18 protein-coding genes and 2 pseudogenes are annotated in these 19,430 nt (G+C 61.5%); 12 read left to right on the top strand and 8 right to left on the bottom strand.

Annotated elements, in window-relative coordinates:
- Positions 1–188: 188 nt before the first annotated feature.
- Positions 189–572 (bottom strand): DUF2946 family protein, encoded by a 384-nt coding sequence (locus ACIGHN_RS02220; RefSeq protein ID WP_396503096.1) that lies wholly within the window; start codon positions 570–572, stop codon positions 189–191.
- A 140-nt stretch (positions 573–712) separates the two neighbouring features.
- Here ACIGHN_RS02220 and ACIGHN_RS02225 point away from each other — a divergent pair, with 140 nt between their 5' ends.
- From ACIGHN_RS02225 to ACIGHN_RS02250, 6 genes are all read left to right on the top strand, one after another.
- Complete coding sequence (locus ACIGHN_RS02225) at positions 713–1,078, top strand: DUF2946 family protein (protein ID WP_396503097.1); 366 nt, start codon at positions 713–715, stop codon at positions 1,076–1,078.
- 488 nt (positions 1,079–1,566) lie between these two features.
- Positions 1,567–1,998, top strand: coding sequence for a DUF2946 family protein (locus tag ACIGHN_RS02230; RefSeq protein ID WP_396503098.1), 432 nt, complete (start codon positions 1,567–1,569; stop codon positions 1,996–1,998).
- A 161-nt stretch (positions 1,999–2,159) separates the two neighbouring features.
- Complete coding sequence (locus ACIGHN_RS02235; RefSeq protein ID WP_396503099.1) at positions 2,160–3,098, top strand: MbnP family copper-binding protein; 939 nt, start codon at positions 2,160–2,162, stop codon at positions 3,096–3,098.
- A gap of 2 nt (positions 3,099–3,100) precedes the next feature.
- On the top strand, positions 3,101–4,300 hold the full coding sequence (locus ACIGHN_RS02240; protein ID WP_396503100.1) for an MbnH family di-heme enzyme: 1,200 nt from the start codon (positions 3,101–3,103) through the stop codon (positions 4,298–4,300).
- Complete coding sequence (locus ACIGHN_RS02245) at positions 4,301–5,581, top strand: hypothetical protein (protein WP_396503101.1); 1,281 nt, start codon at positions 4,301–4,303, stop codon at positions 5,579–5,581.
- Between the two features lie 46 nt (positions 5,582–5,627).
- Entirely contained in the window at positions 5,628–6,128 is a 501-nt protein-coding gene (locus ACIGHN_RS02250) for a copper chaperone PCu(A)C (RefSeq protein WP_396503102.1), read from the top strand.
- Positions 6,129–6,157: 29 nt separating this feature from the next.
- Here the strand turns inward: ACIGHN_RS02250 and ACIGHN_RS02255 are convergent, their stop codons facing one another.
- From ACIGHN_RS02255 to ACIGHN_RS02270, 4 genes are all read right to left on the bottom strand, one after another.
- On the bottom strand, positions 6,158–6,838 hold the full coding sequence (locus ACIGHN_RS02255) for an amino acid ABC transporter permease (RefSeq protein WP_396503103.1): 681 nt from the start codon (positions 6,836–6,838) through the stop codon (positions 6,158–6,160).
- 3 nt (positions 6,839–6,841) lie between these two features.
- Positions 6,842–7,576, bottom strand: a complete 735-nt coding sequence (locus tag ACIGHN_RS02260) for an amino acid ABC transporter permease (RefSeq protein ID WP_396503104.1) — start codon at positions 7,574–7,576, stop codon at positions 6,842–6,844.
- Between the two features lie 3 nt (positions 7,577–7,579).
- Positions 7,580–8,485, bottom strand: coding sequence for a transporter substrate-binding domain-containing protein (locus ACIGHN_RS02265; protein WP_396503105.1), 906 nt, complete (start codon positions 8,483–8,485; stop codon positions 7,580–7,582).
- Between the two features lie 94 nt (positions 8,486–8,579).
- Complete coding sequence (locus ACIGHN_RS02270) at positions 8,580–9,716, bottom strand: trans-sulfuration enzyme family protein (RefSeq protein ID WP_396503106.1); 1,137 nt, start codon at positions 9,714–9,716, stop codon at positions 8,580–8,582.
- 120 nt (positions 9,717–9,836) lie between these two features.
- On the opposite strand from ACIGHN_RS02270, the gene ACIGHN_RS02275 reads away from it, so the two are divergent.
- From ACIGHN_RS02275 to ACIGHN_RS02290, 4 genes are all read left to right on the top strand, one after another.
- Positions 9,837–10,748, top strand: coding sequence for a LysR substrate-binding domain-containing protein (locus ACIGHN_RS02275; RefSeq protein WP_396503107.1), 912 nt, complete (start codon positions 9,837–9,839; stop codon positions 10,746–10,748).
- A gap of 68 nt (positions 10,749–10,816) precedes the next feature.
- The gene (gene nikR, locus ACIGHN_RS02280; RefSeq protein WP_396503108.1) at positions 10,817–11,272 is read left to right on the top strand and encodes a nickel-responsive transcriptional regulator NikR; all 456 of its coding nucleotides are present in this window, start codon (positions 10,817–10,819) and stop codon (positions 11,270–11,272) included.
- Positions 11,273–11,474: 202 nt separating this feature from the next.
- Entirely contained in the window at positions 11,475–13,454 is a 1,980-nt protein-coding gene (locus ACIGHN_RS02285) for a TonB-dependent receptor (RefSeq protein ID WP_396503109.1), read from the top strand.
- Between the two features lie 21 nt (positions 13,455–13,475).
- Positions 13,476–14,192 (top strand): DUF4198 domain-containing protein, encoded by a 717-nt coding sequence (locus ACIGHN_RS02290; RefSeq protein WP_396503110.1) that lies wholly within the window; start codon positions 13,476–13,478, stop codon positions 14,190–14,192.
- A gap of 489 nt (positions 14,193–14,681) precedes the next feature.
- Here the strand turns inward: ACIGHN_RS02290 and ACIGHN_RS02295 are convergent.
- Both ACIGHN_RS02295 and ACIGHN_RS02300 read right to left on the bottom strand, forming a co-directional pair.
- Positions 14,682–15,021, bottom strand: a pseudogene (locus ACIGHN_RS02295) (glutathione S-transferase C-terminal domain-containing protein); the annotation flags it as partial.
- Positions 15,015–15,176 (bottom strand): annotated as a pseudogene (locus ACIGHN_RS02300) (catalase); the annotation flags it as partial. The pseudogenes ACIGHN_RS02295 and ACIGHN_RS02300, both read right to left, overlap by 7 nt.
- A 1,838-nt stretch (positions 15,177–17,014) precedes the next feature.
- On the opposite strand from ACIGHN_RS02300, the gene ACIGHN_RS02305 reads away from it, so the two are divergent.
- A complete protein-coding gene (locus ACIGHN_RS02305; protein WP_396503111.1) occupies positions 17,015–17,260 on the top strand; it encodes a helix-turn-helix transcriptional regulator in 246 nt (81 codons plus the stop codon).
- Between the two features lie 183 nt (positions 17,261–17,443).
- Entirely contained in the window at positions 17,444–18,640 is a 1,197-nt protein-coding gene (locus ACIGHN_RS02310) for a hypothetical protein (RefSeq protein WP_396503112.1), read from the top strand.
- Here ACIGHN_RS02310 and ACIGHN_RS02315 read toward each other — a convergent pair.
- The gene (locus ACIGHN_RS02315) at positions 18,610–19,419 is read right to left on the bottom strand and encodes a hypothetical protein (protein ID WP_396503113.1); all 810 of its coding nucleotides are present in this window, start codon (positions 19,417–19,419) and stop codon (positions 18,610–18,612) included. The two genes, ACIGHN_RS02310 and ACIGHN_RS02315, sit on opposite strands and share 31 nt — an antisense overlap.
- Positions 19,420–19,430 lie beyond the last annotated feature (11 nt).

A 19,430-nucleotide genomic window follows, 5' to 3' on the forward strand; every position in this document is an offset into this window, starting at 1 on the left:
CGCACCCTTGTCTGCGGTACCGCGGCGGCCACGGGCAGAGGGCGCAGGCAGCCCCACCAGGACAACCACCGGCGCGCAATAGCCTGGCCTGCAACAGTGCAGAGCAGCAAGGGGAGCGCAAAAGACGGGCTAACCAGTGCTCAGGACCACCACAAGGTGGCGCCGTGCACAGGCCAAAAAAAGGAGGATCAAACCGTTTTGAACCGGGGCGGCCCGCGCGCAGGCAAGGCCGTGCCATCCCATTGCAGCCGGTGCACCAGCGCTAGAACAGGTCCCCTTTGCAGCCGCACCGAGGCCGGCGGCACGACCGGGGGTACATGCGGCGCGAGTGCCTGCAGCTGCAAGCACAAGGAGCAATCGAGCCCGTGCGGGCCCAGCGCCTGGGGACGGGATGAATTGTCGTCATCGCCCGACTGGCCCACCACCACGAGCTTGACGGCACCAGAGGCACCACAGACCAACTCCAGCGACTGGGGATGGATCAGCGGAGCTGCTCCCGCCATTCCCACCACGCAGAGAAACCACGCCAGAACCAGGCGTGAAATCAGTGGGGAGGAGCGCAGGCGATGCATAGCACCCAGATTATCGCTGCCAGCCGAGCGAGACATTGGCTGCGGATCTGCATCAAAAGGACTTCTGGCGCATGGACCATGGGTGATGGCAAACAAATCGCGAGTGCAATTTGCGTCGGATCACGGTGATAATCCTAAGCATGCATACGCTGCGCACTTCGTCATTGCTGAGCCGCCTCATTCTGGCCTGGCTCATGTTGACCATTGGTGCCGCCATTGCATCTCCCATGGTTCACCCGCAAGAGCTGCAACTGGTCTGTACCACTGGCAGCACTATGAAGCTGGTGGTGGTTGGCGATGACGGAGCTGACGACGCCCCGGCCGGACACCATGCTCTGGACTGTCCGTTGTGCTTGCACTTTACGGCCCCCGCTCCGCAAGCCCAGACTGCTGGGGAATCGCAGCAGCCTTTGGCCCATGCGCTGCTTCCCGCTGTCAAGGCGACCATTGCTGCCCTGGTTGGCGCGCCCTTGCCGCCGCGCGGTCCCCCGACATTCGTTTCCTGATCTGAGAGCCCTCGGGTTGCGCTGCGGATCTGGCAGTTGCATCCGTCCTTTGGTGCACACATTCGTACGTGCGTTACTCGCGTGTGCTGATGCGGCCCAAGCGCTTTTTAAACCCTTCATCGCACTTTACTCGCGCCATCCGCGGGCTCGCTTGCGCCCGGCTGCGCGAGCGGCGTGGCGCATGAAGTGGAGCTCATTGAACCCGGAACCGATTTTCCATGTCACACGCAGCCCCAGCGCCCACTTTCAAACCCCGTCTGCCATCACTCCCGCTTCACAGCGGCCTTTTTATCGCGGCATTTTTCTGTGCCCACCTTGCTGCATTGGGCGCTGCCTACGCAGCCGCCGCCATCCAGGCGCAAGGCCACGAGTTGACGGCCAACACTCCCGGCCACAACGCCGTGCACCACCTGGGACGCATGACGCTGGTCCCGGTCAGCACATTGCCCCCCGCTGCTCGCCGCTGATCCGTCCGCACTGGCACCTGCATGTACCGCCCCTTTTCCCGCCCGCTGGCCCGCCGACTTGCCTGTTGGTTGATCGTCTGGATGGCGCTTGTCAGCCTGCACTCTGCCTTGGCTGCCACGCTGGTAATCGCGCGCGGTGGCAGCGGTGCAGCAATGGTGGAGGTGTGCACCAACCAGGGCGTGCGATGGGTGAGCGTGCAAGCCTCTGCGGGCGACATGCCCATAACTGCCAACTCGCTCGAAGGGGTCGGCGCCAATGCGGATGGCATCCCGCATTGCCCGTTGTGCCGCTTCTTGGGCGATGCGTTGCCCGACCTCGCGCGCAGCGATCTCCGGTTTGAACCACCTCTCGATTACCGCGTACGACCGCTGGATACGCCGTTCGTCCTCAGCACCTCCGAAAGAGTGGTGCTGACAGCGCCACCGCGCGCGCCGCCCCCGTCCTCAGCCTGACCCCTGCTGGTTCCCACATTCCGCCCTCAAGGCATCGGCGTGGGCACCTCATGTTCATCACAAGGTTTCTATTCAGTGCAAGGCCACATGCGGCCCTGCGGTATCTGCTCGACCGTGTGCGCCGCTTTTGGCCTGCGCACCGGCCATTCAAAACAATCACCATGACATATTTCCAAAACTCCATTCCACGTCGCAACTGCTTGTCCATGGCCCTTGCCATGGCGCTACCCCTGGCCCTGGCTGCCTGCGGTGGCGGCGGAGGGGGCAGCGACACGCCCACCCCCACCGGCCCTAAGAGCATCACCATCGACTTCGCCGCCAAAGCAGGCACGCAGGACGTGAAATGCGGCACCGCCATCACCGGCCTGGGCAACGCCAAGGTCAGCGCCCAACTGCACGACCTGCGCTTTTATGTGAGCAACGTGGCGCTGGTCAATGACAAGGGCGAAACCGTGCCGGTGACGCTGGATGCGAATGACTGGCAGACCAAAGATGTGGCGCTCGTGGACCTGGAAGACGGCTCTGGCGCCTGCGCGGACGCTGGCACTAAGGCCATGAACTCGCAGATCAAGGGCACCGTGCCTGCAGGCAACTACACAGGCGTGAAGCTCACTGTTGGCGTGCCCGCCAGCCTGAACCACACAGACTACGCAGTGGCCGCCAAGCCCATGGACGTGCAGGCCATGGCCTGGTCGTGGCAGGCGGGCCGCAAGTTCGCGCAGATCGAGGTGAACCCCACGGGTGGCGTGGTGCGCCCAGCGCCAGCAGCTCCCGGCAACACCTTCTATGTGCACCTGGGCTCCACCGGCTGCACGGGCAACCCCGTTACCGGCGAAACCGTAAGCTGCGACCGCTCCAACCGTATGGACTTCAGCTTTGGCAACTTCAACACCGCCACGCAGAAGGTGGTGGTGGACTTGGCCGCGCTGTACACGGGCACCAACCTGAACGAAGACCTGGGCAGCGCGCCGGGCTGCATGTCCGGCGCCACTGACCCTGAGTGCAACGCTATCTACAAGGTGCTTGCGCTCGACCTGGTAACCGGCAAGCCCATCAACGGCGGCAGCGGCCAGACCCTTTTCCGCGCTGAGGCCAAGTAACCATGGCACACCACCATTCGCTCACGCGGATGGCCGCCCAGGCCGCCGGCCTGGCCAGCTTGCTCGGGGCCCTGGCCCTGGGCGGCTGTGGCGGAGGGGGCACCTCCGTCAGCGACAACTCGGGCAGCAGCACAAGCTGGTCCTGGGTTTTGCCATCCTTCTTCCCCACCCCCAAGGTGCCCGAAGCCAACCCCATCACCGAAGCCAAGGTGGACCTGGGACGCTTCCTCTTTTACGACCGCCGCCTGTCGGGCAATGGCACGCAGGCCTGCGCCAGCTGCCATGTCCAGTCCAAGGCTTTCACGGACGGGCTGACCACCTCCATTGGCTCCACCGGCCAGCACCACCCGCGCAATGCGCAGGGGCTGGCCAACGTGGTCTACAACGCCACGCTCACCTGGGCCAACCCATCGCTGGTGACGCTGGAAAAGCAGATGGAGACGCCACTCTTTGGCACCGACCCCATCGAGATGGGTGTGAACGACGGCAACAAGGAAGCCATCCTGGCGCGCCTGGCGGCCGACACGGACTACAAGGACAAGTTCGCCAAGGCCTACCCTGGCCAGAACGCGCCGATCACCTGGGGCAACGCCATCCACGCCATCGCCTCGTTCCAGCGCACCATCCTGTCGGGCAACAGCCCCTACGACCAGTACCTGCAAGGCAAGGCCAAGCTGCCCCCGGCGGCCGAGCGCGGCATGAACCTGTTCTTTGGCGAAAAGGCCGAGTGCTTTCACTGCCACAGCAGCTTCAACTTCAACGACCAGATAGTGCATGCGGGCAGCCGCATCGTGGAGACACCGTTCCACAACACGGGCCTGTACAACATCGGCGGCACGGGCGCGTTCCCCGAGCCCAACCGGGGCGTGTACGAGCTGACGCAGCAGGTGAAAGACATGGGCAAGTTCCGCGCGCCCAGCCTGCGCAACGTGGAGGTCACGGGCCCCTACATGCACGACGGCAGCATCGCCACGCTCGAAGACGTGCTGGATTTCTATGCCGCTGGCGGGCGCAACATCACCTCGGGCCCACATGCAGGGGATGGCCGCGCCAACCCGAACAAGAACGACTTCATCAACCAGATCAACCTCACGGCCCAGGAGCGCGCGGACATCGTGGCCTTCCTGAAAACGCTGACAGACCAGGATCTGCTCACCAACCCCAAGCTGTCCGACCCGTTCGCTGCAGCAGGAGCGAAATAGATGGCGCACACCGCATCAACCTTTGCAAACGGAGCGCGCCCACTGCAGGCACGTGCCTGTGCTGTGGCAGCGGCCACGCTGTGCATGCTGGCGCTGAACCCGGCACGGGCGCATGACGCCAGCGATGCAAGCATTCCGGCCTCACCCGGCCTGCAAATCAACGCCACAGCCGCCGTGGGCTACCAGCACGCCGACCAGCCCGTACCCGCAGCGCGCCTGACCGGCGTGCTGGGCCTGGGCGACACCCCCACCGACCAGCGCGGCTGGGCACTGGAGCACGGCACGCTGGGCGCCAGCGTGCGGCTCACGCCGCTGCTGGGCGCCACCGCCACCATTGGCAAACACGGCAGCGAGCGCGCCCACACCGAGGAGGCCTGGGTGGAGGTGCGCCCGTCTGCAGACTCCGACTTCACACTGGGCGCGGGCCGCAACCGCATGCCACTGGGCCCGGTGATCGGCAACGCAGGCCACCTGGACCGCTTTGGCCAGATGCCGCTCATCAAGCGCGCCGCGTTCAACGGCGACTGGATCGAAGACGGTGTGAACCTGTCCTGGCGCCCGCACCTGGGTGGCGCGTTTGAATGGCTGCAGGGCATTGACGCCGGGCTGTGGCGCGCACGCCGCTTCCCGGGCAGTGAAAACGCGGCCTGGGCGCCCACCGTGCGCGCCCGCGCGGCGGGCGCTGTGTGGGGCAACGCGGGGGACTGGGAAGCCGACGCCTTCTACAGCCGCCTGGAGCCCCAAGGGCGCGGCGCCTACGTGCAGCGCAGCAACAGCGGCCACATTCACACCGCGCCCCAATGCAGCGCCAGCCTGCGCGACATCACTTGCTTTGATGGCACCGTGGATCTGCTGGGCGCTAGCGCCAGCTGGGCCACCCCGCTGCCCGGCGTGCGCCTGACGGCGGCGGGTGTGCTGCGCAACGAGCGTGGCAACCTGTATTCGCAAAACGGCGACACCCGCTACAAGGGCCGTACCAGCGGTGGCTGGCTGGAAGCGCTGTGGCAACCCACCGCGCAGTGGGACGTGGCCGTGCGCCAGGAATGGTTGCGCAGCACCCACAGCCTGGACGGCCCCGGCGCCACGCTGGTGGCCACCGACGCCAACCTGCTGCCCTACCACCCGTCGCGCCGCTTCACCGCCATGCTGGGCTGGCGCCCCCACCCCAGCGTGCTGCTCGCGCTGGAAGCCGGACGCGAGCGCATCGCGGGCCAGGGCAATAGCCTGGTGGCGCTACGCCTTGTCTACACGCCCGGCCCGCTGCTGGAACGAAGCTGGTGATGCCGCCTCCCACACCCCAACACCCTTCCAACAAGGAACGCTCCGCATGACAACAACCCCTTCGCTCACACGGCGTGGCGTGCTGCTCACCGTGGCAGCCTTAGCGCTGCTGGGCGCCAGCATCGCCATGCCCGCGCACGCCCACGACTTCCGCGCGGGCCAGCTCGTCATCGACCACCCTTACGCCACGCCTTCGCTGGCGGGCACGCCCAACGGCGCGGCCTACCTGCGCGGCATCCGCAACAGGGGCACCGCCCCGGACCGGCTGGTGGCCGCCAGCACGCCGGTGGCCGAGCGTGTGGAACTGCACGAGATGCGCACCGAAGGCGAAGTGATGCGCATGCGCGAGGTGCCCGCCATCGACCTGCCCGCAGGGCAGGAAGTGCAGTTGCGCCACGGCCAACGCTACCACCTGATGCTCATCAACCTGCGCCAGCCGCTCAAGGTGGGCGACCGGTTCGATCTGACGCTGAAGTTCGAGAAGGCGGGCGAGACGACGGTGAAGGCTTGGGTGCAGCAGCCGAGAGGTGGCGAGCATCGGCACTGATGGAGGGCGCCGTCTTGGGCGCTGTTCCCCTAGCTTCGGTGGTGTCTGCGCTGTAGCTTGGCGACGAGTGCAGCGCCCATCGAACACAGCGTGAAGTACACGAAAGCGACAAAGAGGTACACCTCCACGATGGTTCCGTCGCGCTGCGCCACCTTGGTGGCCGCGCCCAAAAAATCGTTGAGGCTGATCACATAGACCAATGAGGTGTCCATCAGCAATCCGATGGACTGGCTGACCAGCGACGGCATCATGTTGCGAAAGGCCTGCGGCAGCACGATGAGCCGCAAGGCGGTGAACTGGCCCATGCCCAGCGCGGTGGCGGCCTGCATCTGGCCTTTGGGTACGCTGGCGAGGCCACCGCGGATGATTTCGCCAAAGTAGGCAGCCTCCGCCAGCACGAACGCCGTGAGCGCTGCGTACACCGGCCCTACGTCCAGGTTGGGGTTGCCCGTCACGGTGCGCAGTACATACGGCACCAGAAAGTACACCCAGAAGATCGTCAGGATCAGTGGAATTGAGCGGAATACGTCCGTGTAGGCTCTGGCCAGCGCAGCCAGCCACGGCGGCCCGAACAGCCGTGCAATCGCCAGCCCCGTGCCCAGCAAGATCCCAAGCAGCATGCCCACAGCCGTGAGCATGGCCGTGGTGTACATGCCATCGATCAGATAGGGCCAGGCGCGGTCCAGCGCGTTCCAGTTGAAGTGATCCATGGTTCAGGCCCCGCCCATTCCGGGCACCCGCAGGCGGCGTTCCACCGTACGCATGAACATCACCACGCACCAGGTGATGGCCATGTAGATCAAGGTGGCGGCGATGAAAGCCTCGAAGGGCTGGGCGCTGAATTCGCTGAACTGGCGCGAGCGGCCCGTCAGCTCCAGCAGGCCGATGGTCAGCGCTACGGCAGAGTTCTTGAACACGTTCATGAAGTCCGAGGTGAGCGGTGCCACCACAATGCGCAGGCCTTGCGGAAGAATGATGAGCCGGTAGGCATCCACCATGCCAAAGCCCATGGCCTTGGCCGCCTGCTTCTGGCCCTGAGGCACGGCCTCAATGCCTGCGCGCACCAGTTCGGCTGCCTTGGCGGCGGTGAACAGCGTCAGGGCCAGGAGCATGGTCAGGAACTGACTGAGCGTGGGCGGCGCCTGCTTGATGGCCATGCCCAGTGCCTCGGGCAACAACTCCGGCACCACATAGAACCACAGAAACACCTGCACCAGCAGCGGCACGTTGCGAAAGCAATGCACAAACACCGCAGCGGGCCAGCGCAGCCAACGCTGAGGAAGCGTGCGTGCAATGCCGATCAGCAGCGCCAGCCCCAGTGCGAGCACCCATGACAGCAGGGACAAAAGCAGCGTCCATCCAAGCCCGATGGCGAGCAGGTGCCAGTAGACACCTTCACCCGTCACGGACTGCTTGAAGTAGACGAGGAAGTCCCAGCTGTAGTTCACGGTTTACAGCGCCTTGTCGGAGGGGTTCTTGTACAGCTCCTCGATGGCCGGCTGCATGGGCATCTGCATGTTGAAGCCATTGCGCACGTTCAGCGGCTTGGTGAAGTATTTTTCGTACAGCGCGTGCATCTCACCGCTTTTCATCATGCCGACGATGACATCGTCCACGAGCTTCTTGAACTGCGCGTCGCCCTTGCGCAGCATGCATCCGTAGGCTTCGCGCTCCAGCGGCTCGCCAACGACCTTCCAGCGCGACGGGTTGCGTGCCCGCGCTGCACTGGAAAAGAGCCCAGTATCGTCTGCCACAAAGGCCTCGGCACGGCCGGATTCGACGCTCATCGAGCCCTCATTGATGTCCGGCGCCATGATGATGTTGATGCCCAGCTTCTCCCGCTCGTTGAGCTGGCGCAACAGCCGCTCGGTGGTGGTTCCGGCGCCCACCACCACGTTCTTGCCCGCCAGGCCCTTCCAGTCGCTGATGGGCGAATCGGCCCGCGCCATGATGCGTGCGCCCACCGCAAAGTAGGTCACCGAAAAGTTCACCTGGTTCTCGCGCTCCAGGTTGTGCGTGGTGGAGCTGCATTCCAGGTCTACCGTCTGGTTGGCGACCAGGGGAATGCGCGTCTGGGGCGTGACTTCCATGTTGCGGATGCGCAAGTCATTGCGCCCTGTGGCTTGTTTGGCTTTGTCAGCCACCTTGAGGGCGATCTCCCACGCGAAGCCTGCCTGCTTGTTGCTGTCGTCCAGGTAATTGAACGGGACCGAGGCGCCCCGCGTCGCCAGCGTGATCTGGCCCGTATCCTGAATCTTCTTGAGCGTGCCCGTCAACTCCTGCGCCTGCACACCGCCCATGAGTGCCAGCAGTGCCGCGCCCGCGACCACGTTACGAAAGACCACCTTCGCTGTCATATCGACCTCCTCATTGTTGAGAACCACACGCCACAGGAAGGGCAAGGCCAGTGCAAGCGCCATGCCCAAAAGAAATCACTGCGCTCGCCTGCGCTCAGCCCAGGCTGGCGCTGAAACGCTCCAGCGCGTTGGCAAGGTCGCTGCGGATGCTCTCCACAGGCTCCAGCCCCACCGAGATACGGATGAGCGGCTGGCGCACAAGTGGGAAAGCGCGGCTGTCCTGCACCTCTGCCGGGTAGTAGGCGATCAGGCTGTGCACGCTGCCCCAGCTGGCGCCGATAGAGAAGATGTTCAGCCCCGTGAACAGTGCCTTGTATGCAGACAACGGTGCGGGGTGCAGCGCTACAGAGAACACGCCACCGCTGCCGCTGAACTGCCGGCGCCACAAGGCATGGGAGGGTGACGACTCCAGCGCCGGGTGCAATACCTGCTGCACCTCATCGCGCGCCTCCAGCCAGTGGGCCATGTCCAGCGCGGCGGCGGACTGGTGTGCCATGCGCACCGAGAGCGTTTCCAGGCCACGTTGCACCAGAAAGCAGTCGTCGGCGCTGCTGGCCAGGCCCATGTACGACTGCAGGTGCCGCACGCGCTTGTACAGCTCCCGGTCGCGGGTGCTGATGGAGCCCATCAGCAGATCCGAATGCCCGCCCATGTACTTGGTGCAGGCATGGATGCACAGGTCAACGCCCAAGGTCAGCGGCTGGGAATACAGCGGGCTGCTCCAGGTGTTGTCGATGGCTGTGAGCACGCCGCGTTGTTTTGCCTCGCTGGCCAGTGCCGCCACGTCCTGCACTTCCATCGTGATGCTGCCGGGAGACTCCAGCCACAACAGCCGCGTATTCGGCCGCATCAGCTTGGAGATTCCCTCGCCATCGATGCGCGGGTCATAGCGCTCCACAGCCACGCCCAGTTGCGCCATCTGCTCCATCGCAAAGGTCTGCGCGGGGCCATAAGACGCATCTGAGATGAGCAGGTGGTCGCCCGCTTTGAGCAGGGTCATCATCACCAGCGCAATCGCGGCCTGGCCCGAGGGCACCACCACACAGTGCGCGCCGTGGTCCAGTTTGGCAATGCGGGCCTCCAGGTCGCGGTGCGAGGGCGTGCCTGTCGTGCCGTAGCTGAAGCCGTCCGGCAGGCGGCTGCCCCGGGTGATGAAGTCGTCGAGCGAGTCGAACCGCACCGTGGAGGCGCGTTGCACGGCGGGCACGAGACTGGAGAATGCTTGCGTCATTTTTATACCTGAGGTTCGGTGAATTGCCCTGAATTCACACGGTTTTCATAGGTGTTCAGTCTAGGCCGCAGGTTTTGCAGTGCACGCACGGCAATCTTTAATGCTATAAATTGCCGTTATATGTTGATGCGCGAGATCGAGATCTTCCGAACCGTCATGCAAAGCGGCTCGGCCAGCAAGGCGGCACGCCTCCTCCATGTCACGCAGCCGGCGGTCAGCCAGTCGCTGCGGCGGCTGGAGGAGTACGCTGGCATTCCGCTGTTCCAGCGCCTGCGCGGTAAGCTCTACCCCACGCAAGAGGCAGCCGCGCTGCTCAACGAGGTCAATCGTTGCTTTGTGGGCCTGGACGCCATCGAGCATCGGCTGCGCAGCCTGCGCCAGTTCGGCGTCGGCCGCATCCGCATCGCCTGCCTGCCAGGACTGGGCATCGGCTTTTTGCCGCGCGTGCTGAAAGCCATGGATCTGAGCGAACGCAAGATGACGGTGTCACTGCAGATCGTGGGCTCGCGCCAGGTGCGCGAGCGACTGATATCCGCCGAGTCCGATATCGGCCTCATGGCCGACGAGGTCACGCTGGCGGGCCTGGAGCACTCTACCTTTGCGCGCTACGAAGGTGTGGTGGCGTTGCCAGTGGGGCATCCGCTGGCGAGCAAGGCCACCATCCACCCCAAGGACCTGGCGCGTTATCCGCTCATCGCACTCAACCCCGAAGACGCCGCCAGCCAGCGGCTGGACGCCATCTTCCAGGCCCACGGCGTGCGACCCGAGATCGTGGTGGAGACGCCATACACCATCTCGATTTGTGAAATGGTGCGCCAGGGCCTGGGCGTGGGCATCGTCAACGCCGTCACGGCGTACGACTACCTGGGCCGCGACGTGGTGTTGCGGCGCTTTTCGGAGCGGCTGGAATACCACTGCATCCTGGCCATGCCCTCCGGCCAGCCGCTCACCAGCTTTGCGCAACAACTGCTGTCGGCCATGCGCGTGCGGCTGGAGGCCGACCTTGTTGAATTGAGAGACGCCTTGTCTTAACCAACGACTTGAACAGCAGATTCCGGGGCGAGAATCGGGAATCGACAACAGAGGTCCAATTTCCACGCATGGAACGCTTCACCATCTCCATCGACGACGACCTGGCCCACGAGTTCGACCACTGGATCGCGGAGCACGGCTACGGCAACCGATCCGAAGCGGTGCGCGATGTGCTGCGCACGCACCTGGCCCGCGCGCAGGAGCAGCGCGACGCCGAAGGCCCTTGTGTGGCCAATCTCTCCTACGTCTACAACCACCACGAGCGCGAGCTGTCGGACCGGTTGGCGCGCCTGCAGCACGACCACCACGACCTGACGCTGGCCACCACCCATGTGCATCTGGACCAAGACCAGTGCATCGAGACCGTGATGCTCAAAGGCCCCGTGGGCACCGTGCGCCGCTTTGCCGACACGCTGATGGCCGAACGCGGCGTGCACCATGGCCAGCTGAATGTGGTGATGGTCAAGCCAGGCCATCCGCCCGAACAGGGGCACCCAAGCTCCCACCCGCATCGCCACGGCTGAGCCGCCCGGCGTTCTGAATCCGCCGACACCGCCCGCATACGCCGGGTGGCGTACGGGCACGCAGGATGGCGTCTTTCGGTATGAAGTTTGCTTTTTTCTTCACACAACAAAGCAAACGGCCATGACACCAACCCTCCCAAACCCCATACCTCGCTTCCCTTTGCACCAACTGGTGGCAGCCTGCCTGCTGAGTTTGGTCGGCATGCACCAAGCCAGCGCCCAAAGCACCAGCGCAGAGCAACCCGCCCCCACCTTGGGCGACATCGAGGTCAAGGGCCAGACGGCGCGCGGCGCGTCGGCCGCGTACTCGACCACCACCTTGGAAACGCAGGACATCCAGAACGCACACATCAGCCACCCTCAGGACCTGCTGCGCCAGGTGCCCGGCATGAACGTGCAGAACTACCAGCTCTCGGGCGTGGGTGACGCCATCGTGATGCGCGGCTTTGGTGGGGGTGGCCATGGCGGCGACGTGGGCGTGGTGCTGGACGGCATTCCGCTCAACGAGGCCATGTCGCATGCCGATGGCTATGTGGACCTGAACGTGATCGTGCCGCTGGAGATTGACCGGCTCACGGTCTACAAGGGCCCCGTGTCGGCGCTGTATGGCAACTTCAACCGCGCGGGCCTGCTGGCAGTGGAGACGCGCAAACATGGCGAGTACAAAGACGTGAATGTGAGCCTGGGCGCGCGCGGCACGCTGGACGCCCAGGCCGCGCTGGGCCTGAAGCTGGGCGAAGGCGAATCGCTCAACCTTGCCGCTCAGCACTACCGCACCAGCGGCTTTCGCGCGCAGTCAGACCTGGAACGCAGCACCCTGGCCGCGCGCTGGAGCAAAGCCATCACGCCCAACCTGGAGCTGGCGCTGTCGGGCCGCCTGCACCATGCCGAAGGCGACTCGCCCGGTTACGTGACGGCGGCGCAGTTCACCACCAACCCTTACGGCGTGGACCCGCGCGCGATGAACGATGGCGCCAGGAAGAACTTCGCCACCCTGCGCGCCGACGTGCACTACACGCTGGCACCCGAGGTGAAGTGGCTGGGTTTTGCCTACACCACGCAGCAAACATTTACCCGCTGGTTCAGCCGCCCCGTCAATGCCACCACCTGGCGCCAGCGCGAGGAAAGCTACGACCGCAGCGTGGTAGGCGCGGGCACCAGCCTGAACGGCCGCCACACCACGGCCCTCACGCCGCTGAACTGGGTGGCGGGTATCGAGACCTTCCGCGAATCCACCGACTACCAATACTTTGACGGCCTGCAGCAGCGCGTGCGCGTGAACCCGGCCATCAATGACCGCACCTCCAAGCTCAACAGCCTGAGTGCCTTTGCCGAACTGGACGCCCCGATCCACCCATTGCTACAAGCCTCCGCCGGGCTGCGCTGGGACCGCTTCACGGGCGACTGCACGAAGAATGGCGCAGAAACCGCCACCGACCCGTGCGGCCCGCTGGCCCGCATGTCGCACGCCAGCCCCAAGCTGGGCGTACGTTCACAAGTCGCGCCTGGCGTGCTGCTGCGCGCCAACTGGTCCGAAGGCTTTGCGCTGCCCAGCACCTTCGCCAAGTACGCGCTGGGCGCGGCGCAGTTGGACCCGAACATCTTTCGCCAGACGGAAATGGGCGCAAAGCTCACGCCCATGGCGGGCCTGGTGCTGGATGTGGCGGCCTACCGGCTGACATCGACGGGCGAGATCCGCACCGTGGCTCCGGGCGTGTACGAGAACTACGGCGCCACCCGCCGCAGCGGCGTGGAAGCCAGCGCGTTGTGGGCCGTGCACAAGGATGTGGATGTGAGCATCGCCTGGGGCAGCGCCCAGTCGCGCGTCACGCAAAACGGCAACGCTGCGCTCATCGGCAAACAAGTGGCCGGTGTGCCACGCAGCAGCACCACCACCACCGTGGCCTGGCGCCCCGCCGGCCAGTGGGAAGGCTCCCTCACCTGGCGCCGCGTGGGCCGCTACGCGGTCAATGCCGACAACAGCGTGTTCTACGGCGGCTACGCCACCTGGGACCTGGGCGTGAACTACACCGTGCCCGCCAGCCGCTACAAGGTCTACGCCACCGTCACCAATCTGGCAGACAAGGTGTACGCCACGTCGGCATCGGTCATTGGCGGCACGGAGGTGTTTGCACCCGGCGCGCCGCGCACGCTCAAGGTGGGCGTCCAGGGCCAGTTCTAAAACCCGTTTGCCACACATGCCATGAAACGACAGCACCACTCCATCGCCCGCACCCTGTGCCTTGCAACGGCCTTGCTCTGCAGCGCCCCGTTTTCACAGGCCCACAACGTCTGGCTGGAGGCCGACGCTCAGGGCGGCTACACCGTGCAGTTTGGCGGGCACGAAGGCAAGCTCGAAACCTACCCCGCCGAAAAGCTGCAGAGCGTGGACGCCTACGGCCTGCGCGGCCGCAAGATTGCCGTGCGCACTGAGCCCCGCCCCGGCGGCCTGCGCGTGGTGCCCGAGCGCCAGGCCGCGCTGCTGGCGGCGCATTTCGACAATGGGTTTTTCAGCAAGGTGGGCGACGGACCCATGGTGAACAAGCCGATGAACGACAACCCCGGCGCCACCAGTGGCGTGCATGCCGTCAAGTTCCACAAGACCTTCATCCAGTGGGGTGTGATCTCCAAGAAGGTGTTGGGCCAGGCGTTTGAGATCGTGGCGCTGTCGCACCGCACGCCGCACGCGGGCGACGCCGTGCAGTTTCAGGTGCTGCTGCACGGCCGGCCCATCGAAGGCGTGCGCGTGTCGCTGGGCGAAAAGGGCGCCGCCCAGATCACCGACGCACAAGGCCTGGTTACCGTGCGCCCGGCGGCGGGCAGCAACCAGTTGCTGGCCATCCTGCGCCAGCCGGTGGCGGGGGATGTGCGCACGACGAGCCAGAGTTATGAATACCTGCTGGCGTTTCCCGCGCATTGAGCGCAAAGCAAGCAGAACCTAGCTTGAGTCCATGTAGTGGTGGGTAGGAATACGTAGAGGCCTGCTCCATCACATTTGAGATGCAAAGCGGAATTGCAAATGACTCACCATATTGCTCCCCATACATAGGGAGGGGACGTCAGGTATCTCAACTAAAGCAGCCGTTTGATTTACTGATTGCAACGACTGCAAGCGTAGCAAAGCAGGCATCGCTTAGCGCAGGTCAGTTTGTGACGGAACCACTGGGCAGTTGATGATTTGTTGCATGGACGGCGAAGGCCAATTTAACTTGTCACCGATGAGCACACAAAGGAGATTGCTCAAAAACCCTCTAGTACAGGCCCTAAAAACGATCCCCAATTGGATAACGCAGATGTTGACGTACTTGCAAGCATCCGGCTGGACGAAGATTCCTAGCGGTTTGAATACTGTATTTCGCCAAACAGGGCAGATCATGCGCTCCCGTCGTAAAAGGGTCGCCGTAGTTCGGACAGCAACACCCCGCTGCACCGCCGACCGATTACCTACGACGGTAAACCAGCGATCAAGGTTAGGGTAGTCGGAGAGGCGAATACCTTGCTTTTTCCAGTTGCGCACCGAGGCCACACAGCCACGTCCGCGATAGAGTAGGCATCTCCGCCCAACCACGGGGAAGCTGCAAGACGGGGCTCGATCACGCCGTAGAGTCGCTTGGCTTAGTTGGTGTACCGGTTGATGGCGTAAGGATTTTCTCAGGCGCATACAGCCTGAAATGGAGGTTCTGCCCCAGCATCGGCCGCTGGCCGACCATCTGAAACATCAACCATTGAAGAACCTCGAACCGGCCTCGGTCATGAGCGACACGAAGTCCCAGAACGTGTAGTGGGCACTGGCGGCCTGCGGCATCTTATGGTGCGGCTCCGGTTTGACGGCATGCACCAAGTCGGGAAACTTCATCGCATCCTGGATGAAAAACACCGATATATTGTTACCCACCAAGTCCCACTTGTAAATCGCCCCGGGTTCCGTAGAGACTACTTACTACAAGTTAGGCCGCAGTAGTGGTGATCTGAGTGGCGAGTAATTTGATAGTTTGCCTCAGCTACTGCACGCGGTAATTACCCGATGGGTTCAAGTAGTCGACGGTGATTAAACCAGTGCGCTATTGCAGCTTGACTAGCAACCGCACGGAACTCAGACGCGGTAAAGGCGGATGTTACTGGAGAAGCGTTTTACCGGCGGCGGCATCGGACGGTGGACTTTACATGGTTTGCATGACCACTCCGTTCTTCATTTAACTATCCCATGAAAATGCCGAACTCAACGCTGTTGAGTTGCTTGATCAGACTCATCTGGTTCAACTTTTGAGGCACCACTCAGGCTATGCTGAAGTCGAGTGCTGTATTTGGAATGGCAAGATGCTTCCTCCCCCGGTGGCGAGCTGCTCCGCTACTTAGCGAAGCACGGCATGGGTATATTTCCTAAGCGACCTGTAAAAAGCATTTAGCCGGTTCTGAAAGATAAATGTCGCTCAGTCATCTATAGAAATGCGGTACTGCAGCCTATGTAAGCTTTGTCTAGGGACACCATGACAAAGACGTGCGGTGGTTGCAGCGTTCTCTATGAGTTGATGACGCTGGGCGATAAGGACTTAATTTTAAAAACACTGCTTTATATGCCATTGTTGCAATTGCTTTTTGCTGAGATATTCTAACCAGCCATGAAGCGAGCTGCGAAGCCTGGAGCTTAATAGGCGGTGGCGCTTAGTCCACCCGAATGCTCGGCCTGGATATGGCTGTGCACGAGTCGATGTTCCCTTCCGACGGGCTTGCGGCCAGTCAAATGCCCCGCTGAGGGAAGAGGGGGCTTGCTCTCGCCAGAGAGGGGCGGGATAGGTGGGAGCCGTTCGGTCGGATGGGGCGGCGCTCCTATATTCATCTTTAAAAGCCCGCGACTTTCGCTTGGCTCCTATATGTGTCATCCTCCCGGCGTGAAAGTGTTGTTTGCATTCAAGGGAAATGAGTGGAACTTGCTCCAAGCTTTTTTTACGCAACACCAGGCGCCAGCCTTCTAGTTTCCCGTAACCATAGGCATTTAGAACCGAAATCGGCCGTCATTGGGCAAAAGGATTGGCGCGCCAGCGTTCCCGCTGGGGTGACCAGTTCGTGCCGGTTCCGCAGGTCGTTCCACGGCAGACATTTTCTGACGGACGGAGACACTCGACATGCGACGCGTCTGAGTCCACGGCACCGGCCAGCCAGTTTCTATCGACATCAGCGCTTCCCTTTTTGGCGCGCAACTGCGCGATGTGTGCCAGCAGGCGAAGGATTTGGTCGCTGATATCGATGCTGATCTCAAGCCCGTCCGTACCCAACGGGACGGGATTTGTGAGAAGACCGCGTCCATCGCGATCAGTTGGGGTGCCCGCCATAGACGGTGGTGAGATGCCCCGATGCAGGCGGATGAGGTCTGATCCGCACAGGCAATTCCCGCAACTGCGTGGCCCGGCGTGACGGGTGTGGTATCGACCCGTGTGAACATCCGTTTTCCCTCGAAGAAGAACTAATTTTTTTGGAGTGGGGAACTAATTTCGCCGGGCAGACCGGGTCTCTTTCTTCGATATCTATGCACACCCTGACCCGCATGGGCACGCTCTGCACCACCTAGCGACGCGGCGTCACCGCAACGTCACCGATGCGCCCGTTATGCCTCACGGCCTTGCTGCGCTGGGGCTGCAGCCAGCCCGCAATGAGATAGTAAAAAAATACAGTACGCATGGGATTTTTCCATTTTGAGGTGGCGCAACACAATTCGGACCACCAACACAACAAAAGGAAATTTCCATGCAACACCCCTCCAGCCCCCCTTCCAACCGCGTGATCCGCATGCGTGAGCTTCGTGAAACCTTGGGTATTTCACGCTCCTCGATCTACCTCAAGCTGGCTCCCCGCTCCAGGTACTTTGACCCAGCCTTTCCCACCCCCATCAAGCTGGGCATGTCGTCCATCGGCTGGCGCCACAGCGACGTGCAGGCATGGCTGGAATTGCAGGCGGCCCGTGCAGCGAACTCTTCGCCTCGTGTGAAGTAGAAATTGCAAAAGGAACACTAATTCTTGTTGTAGGGGAAACACGGCTTTGCCTCGTTAGATAAGCATCGGGGATTTGCAGGGCCTGAATTTGCAGTCCTCCAACGACATTGCCATTCTGGTTCTTTTGTTATTAATATAAACTAAGTGAATGCCATGTCGATAATGATGGCTGTGTGAGTATTTATGAAGTCTAATATCATCATTCCCATAACACTCAGTCCAGAGGAGGCTTTGCGCAAGGCTGCAATTCACTTGGATGATTCTCGCGGCAAGGTGGTTGCCACCCTGGATAAGCAATTAGATGATGTCGAACTGCTTATATTGGTTGTGCGGCTGACGAAGAAGATGATTGACCGCTCGGAACTCTTTGTCTTCCAGTGCACTGACTTTGATTTTGCGAGAGCAGGTGAAAGTACTCTTGAGAAGCGTCTGACGCTTAAGGTGCTGGGGGAGCCTGCGTCAAATCTGCTTGACCTGTTTGAAAAACATCAGCTGCACCCGTTGCTTAAGATCTTTGTCAAAGCATTTCAGATGCATCAATTGCTTGGGTTGGATGTGGGCGCTTATATGTATGCCAAACCGAGTAGCCGTGCTGTTCCAGTGACGGGCTTCATGGCGCCAGCTAGTGAATTGGCCTGGCGCTTGAATCAAGCGGTTGCTAAGGTTCGTGAGGAGGCGATCAAGAGCAACTGGAAACGGCTGGAGAAAAATTTTCGCCGCAATGCCAACAAGAACGCGCGAAACTTGATTTTGGATCTGAAGGCGCAACTGGCTGCACATGCGCGGGTGTCTATCATCCGTTTGGATTTGAGCTTTTCCAATGGTGCGGGAGTGGAGCCAAAGCATGGTAAGTCAAACGGAGAATTTTCAACCGAGGAAGAGGGGCAAGGACCTGTGTACAAGAAGGTTCGGGAATTGAGAATCGCTTTTTGGAAGGAGGTCGAGAAAGCCTACGGGACGGGTTTACTGGGACGAGCTAGTAAGCTTGAATATGGCTATAGCCGAGGCTACCATTTCCACGTTCTCATATTTCTTGATGGATCAAAACATCAACAGGACATTAGGAATGGGATTCGGATTGGTGAAATTTGGAAGCGGTTGGTACCGGACGGGGAAGGGGCGTTCTACTTGTGTAATGTCTACAAGGAGAAATACAAGTACTTGGGACTTGGAATGGCAACGTACTCGGACGACGGATTCTTTACCGGCTACGTGATGGCGGTGGCTTATTTGACGAAGCCGGACTGTTACATGCAAGTAATTCTTCCAGGTCGAGATCGTGCGTTCCATCGCACTTTTACTCAGGAAGAATCGATCAAGAAGTTAGGCCGTAAGCGCCGGAAAGGGGGTCAGTCTTTGATAGGTTGCGAGAATAGCTGAAGCACGGTTTGAAGGTGCGACTGGCCTGAGTCAGCACGGTTGCGAGGCAATCGAATAGATTCGCGCAACTTTCTAGAGGTTTTGACGAACTGATTGGATTCTTTCTTGAAATCTGGGTCGTTATGCCGCCATTTGTAGAATAGACCTATCACCGTGCCTACTTCTCTTTGATTTTTTACCCCATCCTGGATCCCGGTGATTCCCAGTTCGTCGATAAGTGTCTTTATTTCACCTTTTATGCTGTCCAGGGCCGTCTTGAAGTTGCGCCAGCCATTGTCGGGTTTGCGCTTGGCAAGGATAAGCAGGATTTTCTGCTTCATCGCTATGGTGTCTTTATGACGGGACAGGGCCGCGTGCCTTGCGTTTTCGGATCTCTGGCTCAGTCGTTCTTCCAGGAAGTTGTAGTGGTCGATTTGCGTGAGTATTCCTCGCGCCTTGTTCGCGATGAAAAGCCAGTACCAGGCATGCTCGGGACGCTCTGCAGCATGGTGCATGTCGGAAAACTTGATTGCTATGGATAGGTGAGCGATGTTCTGCTCATAGGTGTATTGGATGTTCTCGGCTTCGCTGGTGAACGAACGGATGCTAGTACGAGTGATGTGAAAACTAACGTTTTCTTCTGATATTGATTGAGGATCGATTGACGCCAAGTAGTCGTCGAAACTGCCTTTGTAAAAGCGGAAGTGAACTCCTTCAAGGTATTTTTTTGGTAGGTTGATCTCCATTGCGATGTCAGGGGATGGCATCGGGAAATCTTTTTTCTGTTCGTAGGTGGTCATGCTGAGAAAGG

This window comes from Acidovorax sp. NPDC077693 (assembly GCF_044542805.1).
In the GTDB taxonomy this organism is placed as follows: Bacteria; Pseudomonadota; Gammaproteobacteria; order Burkholderiales; family Burkholderiaceae_C; genus Acidovorax.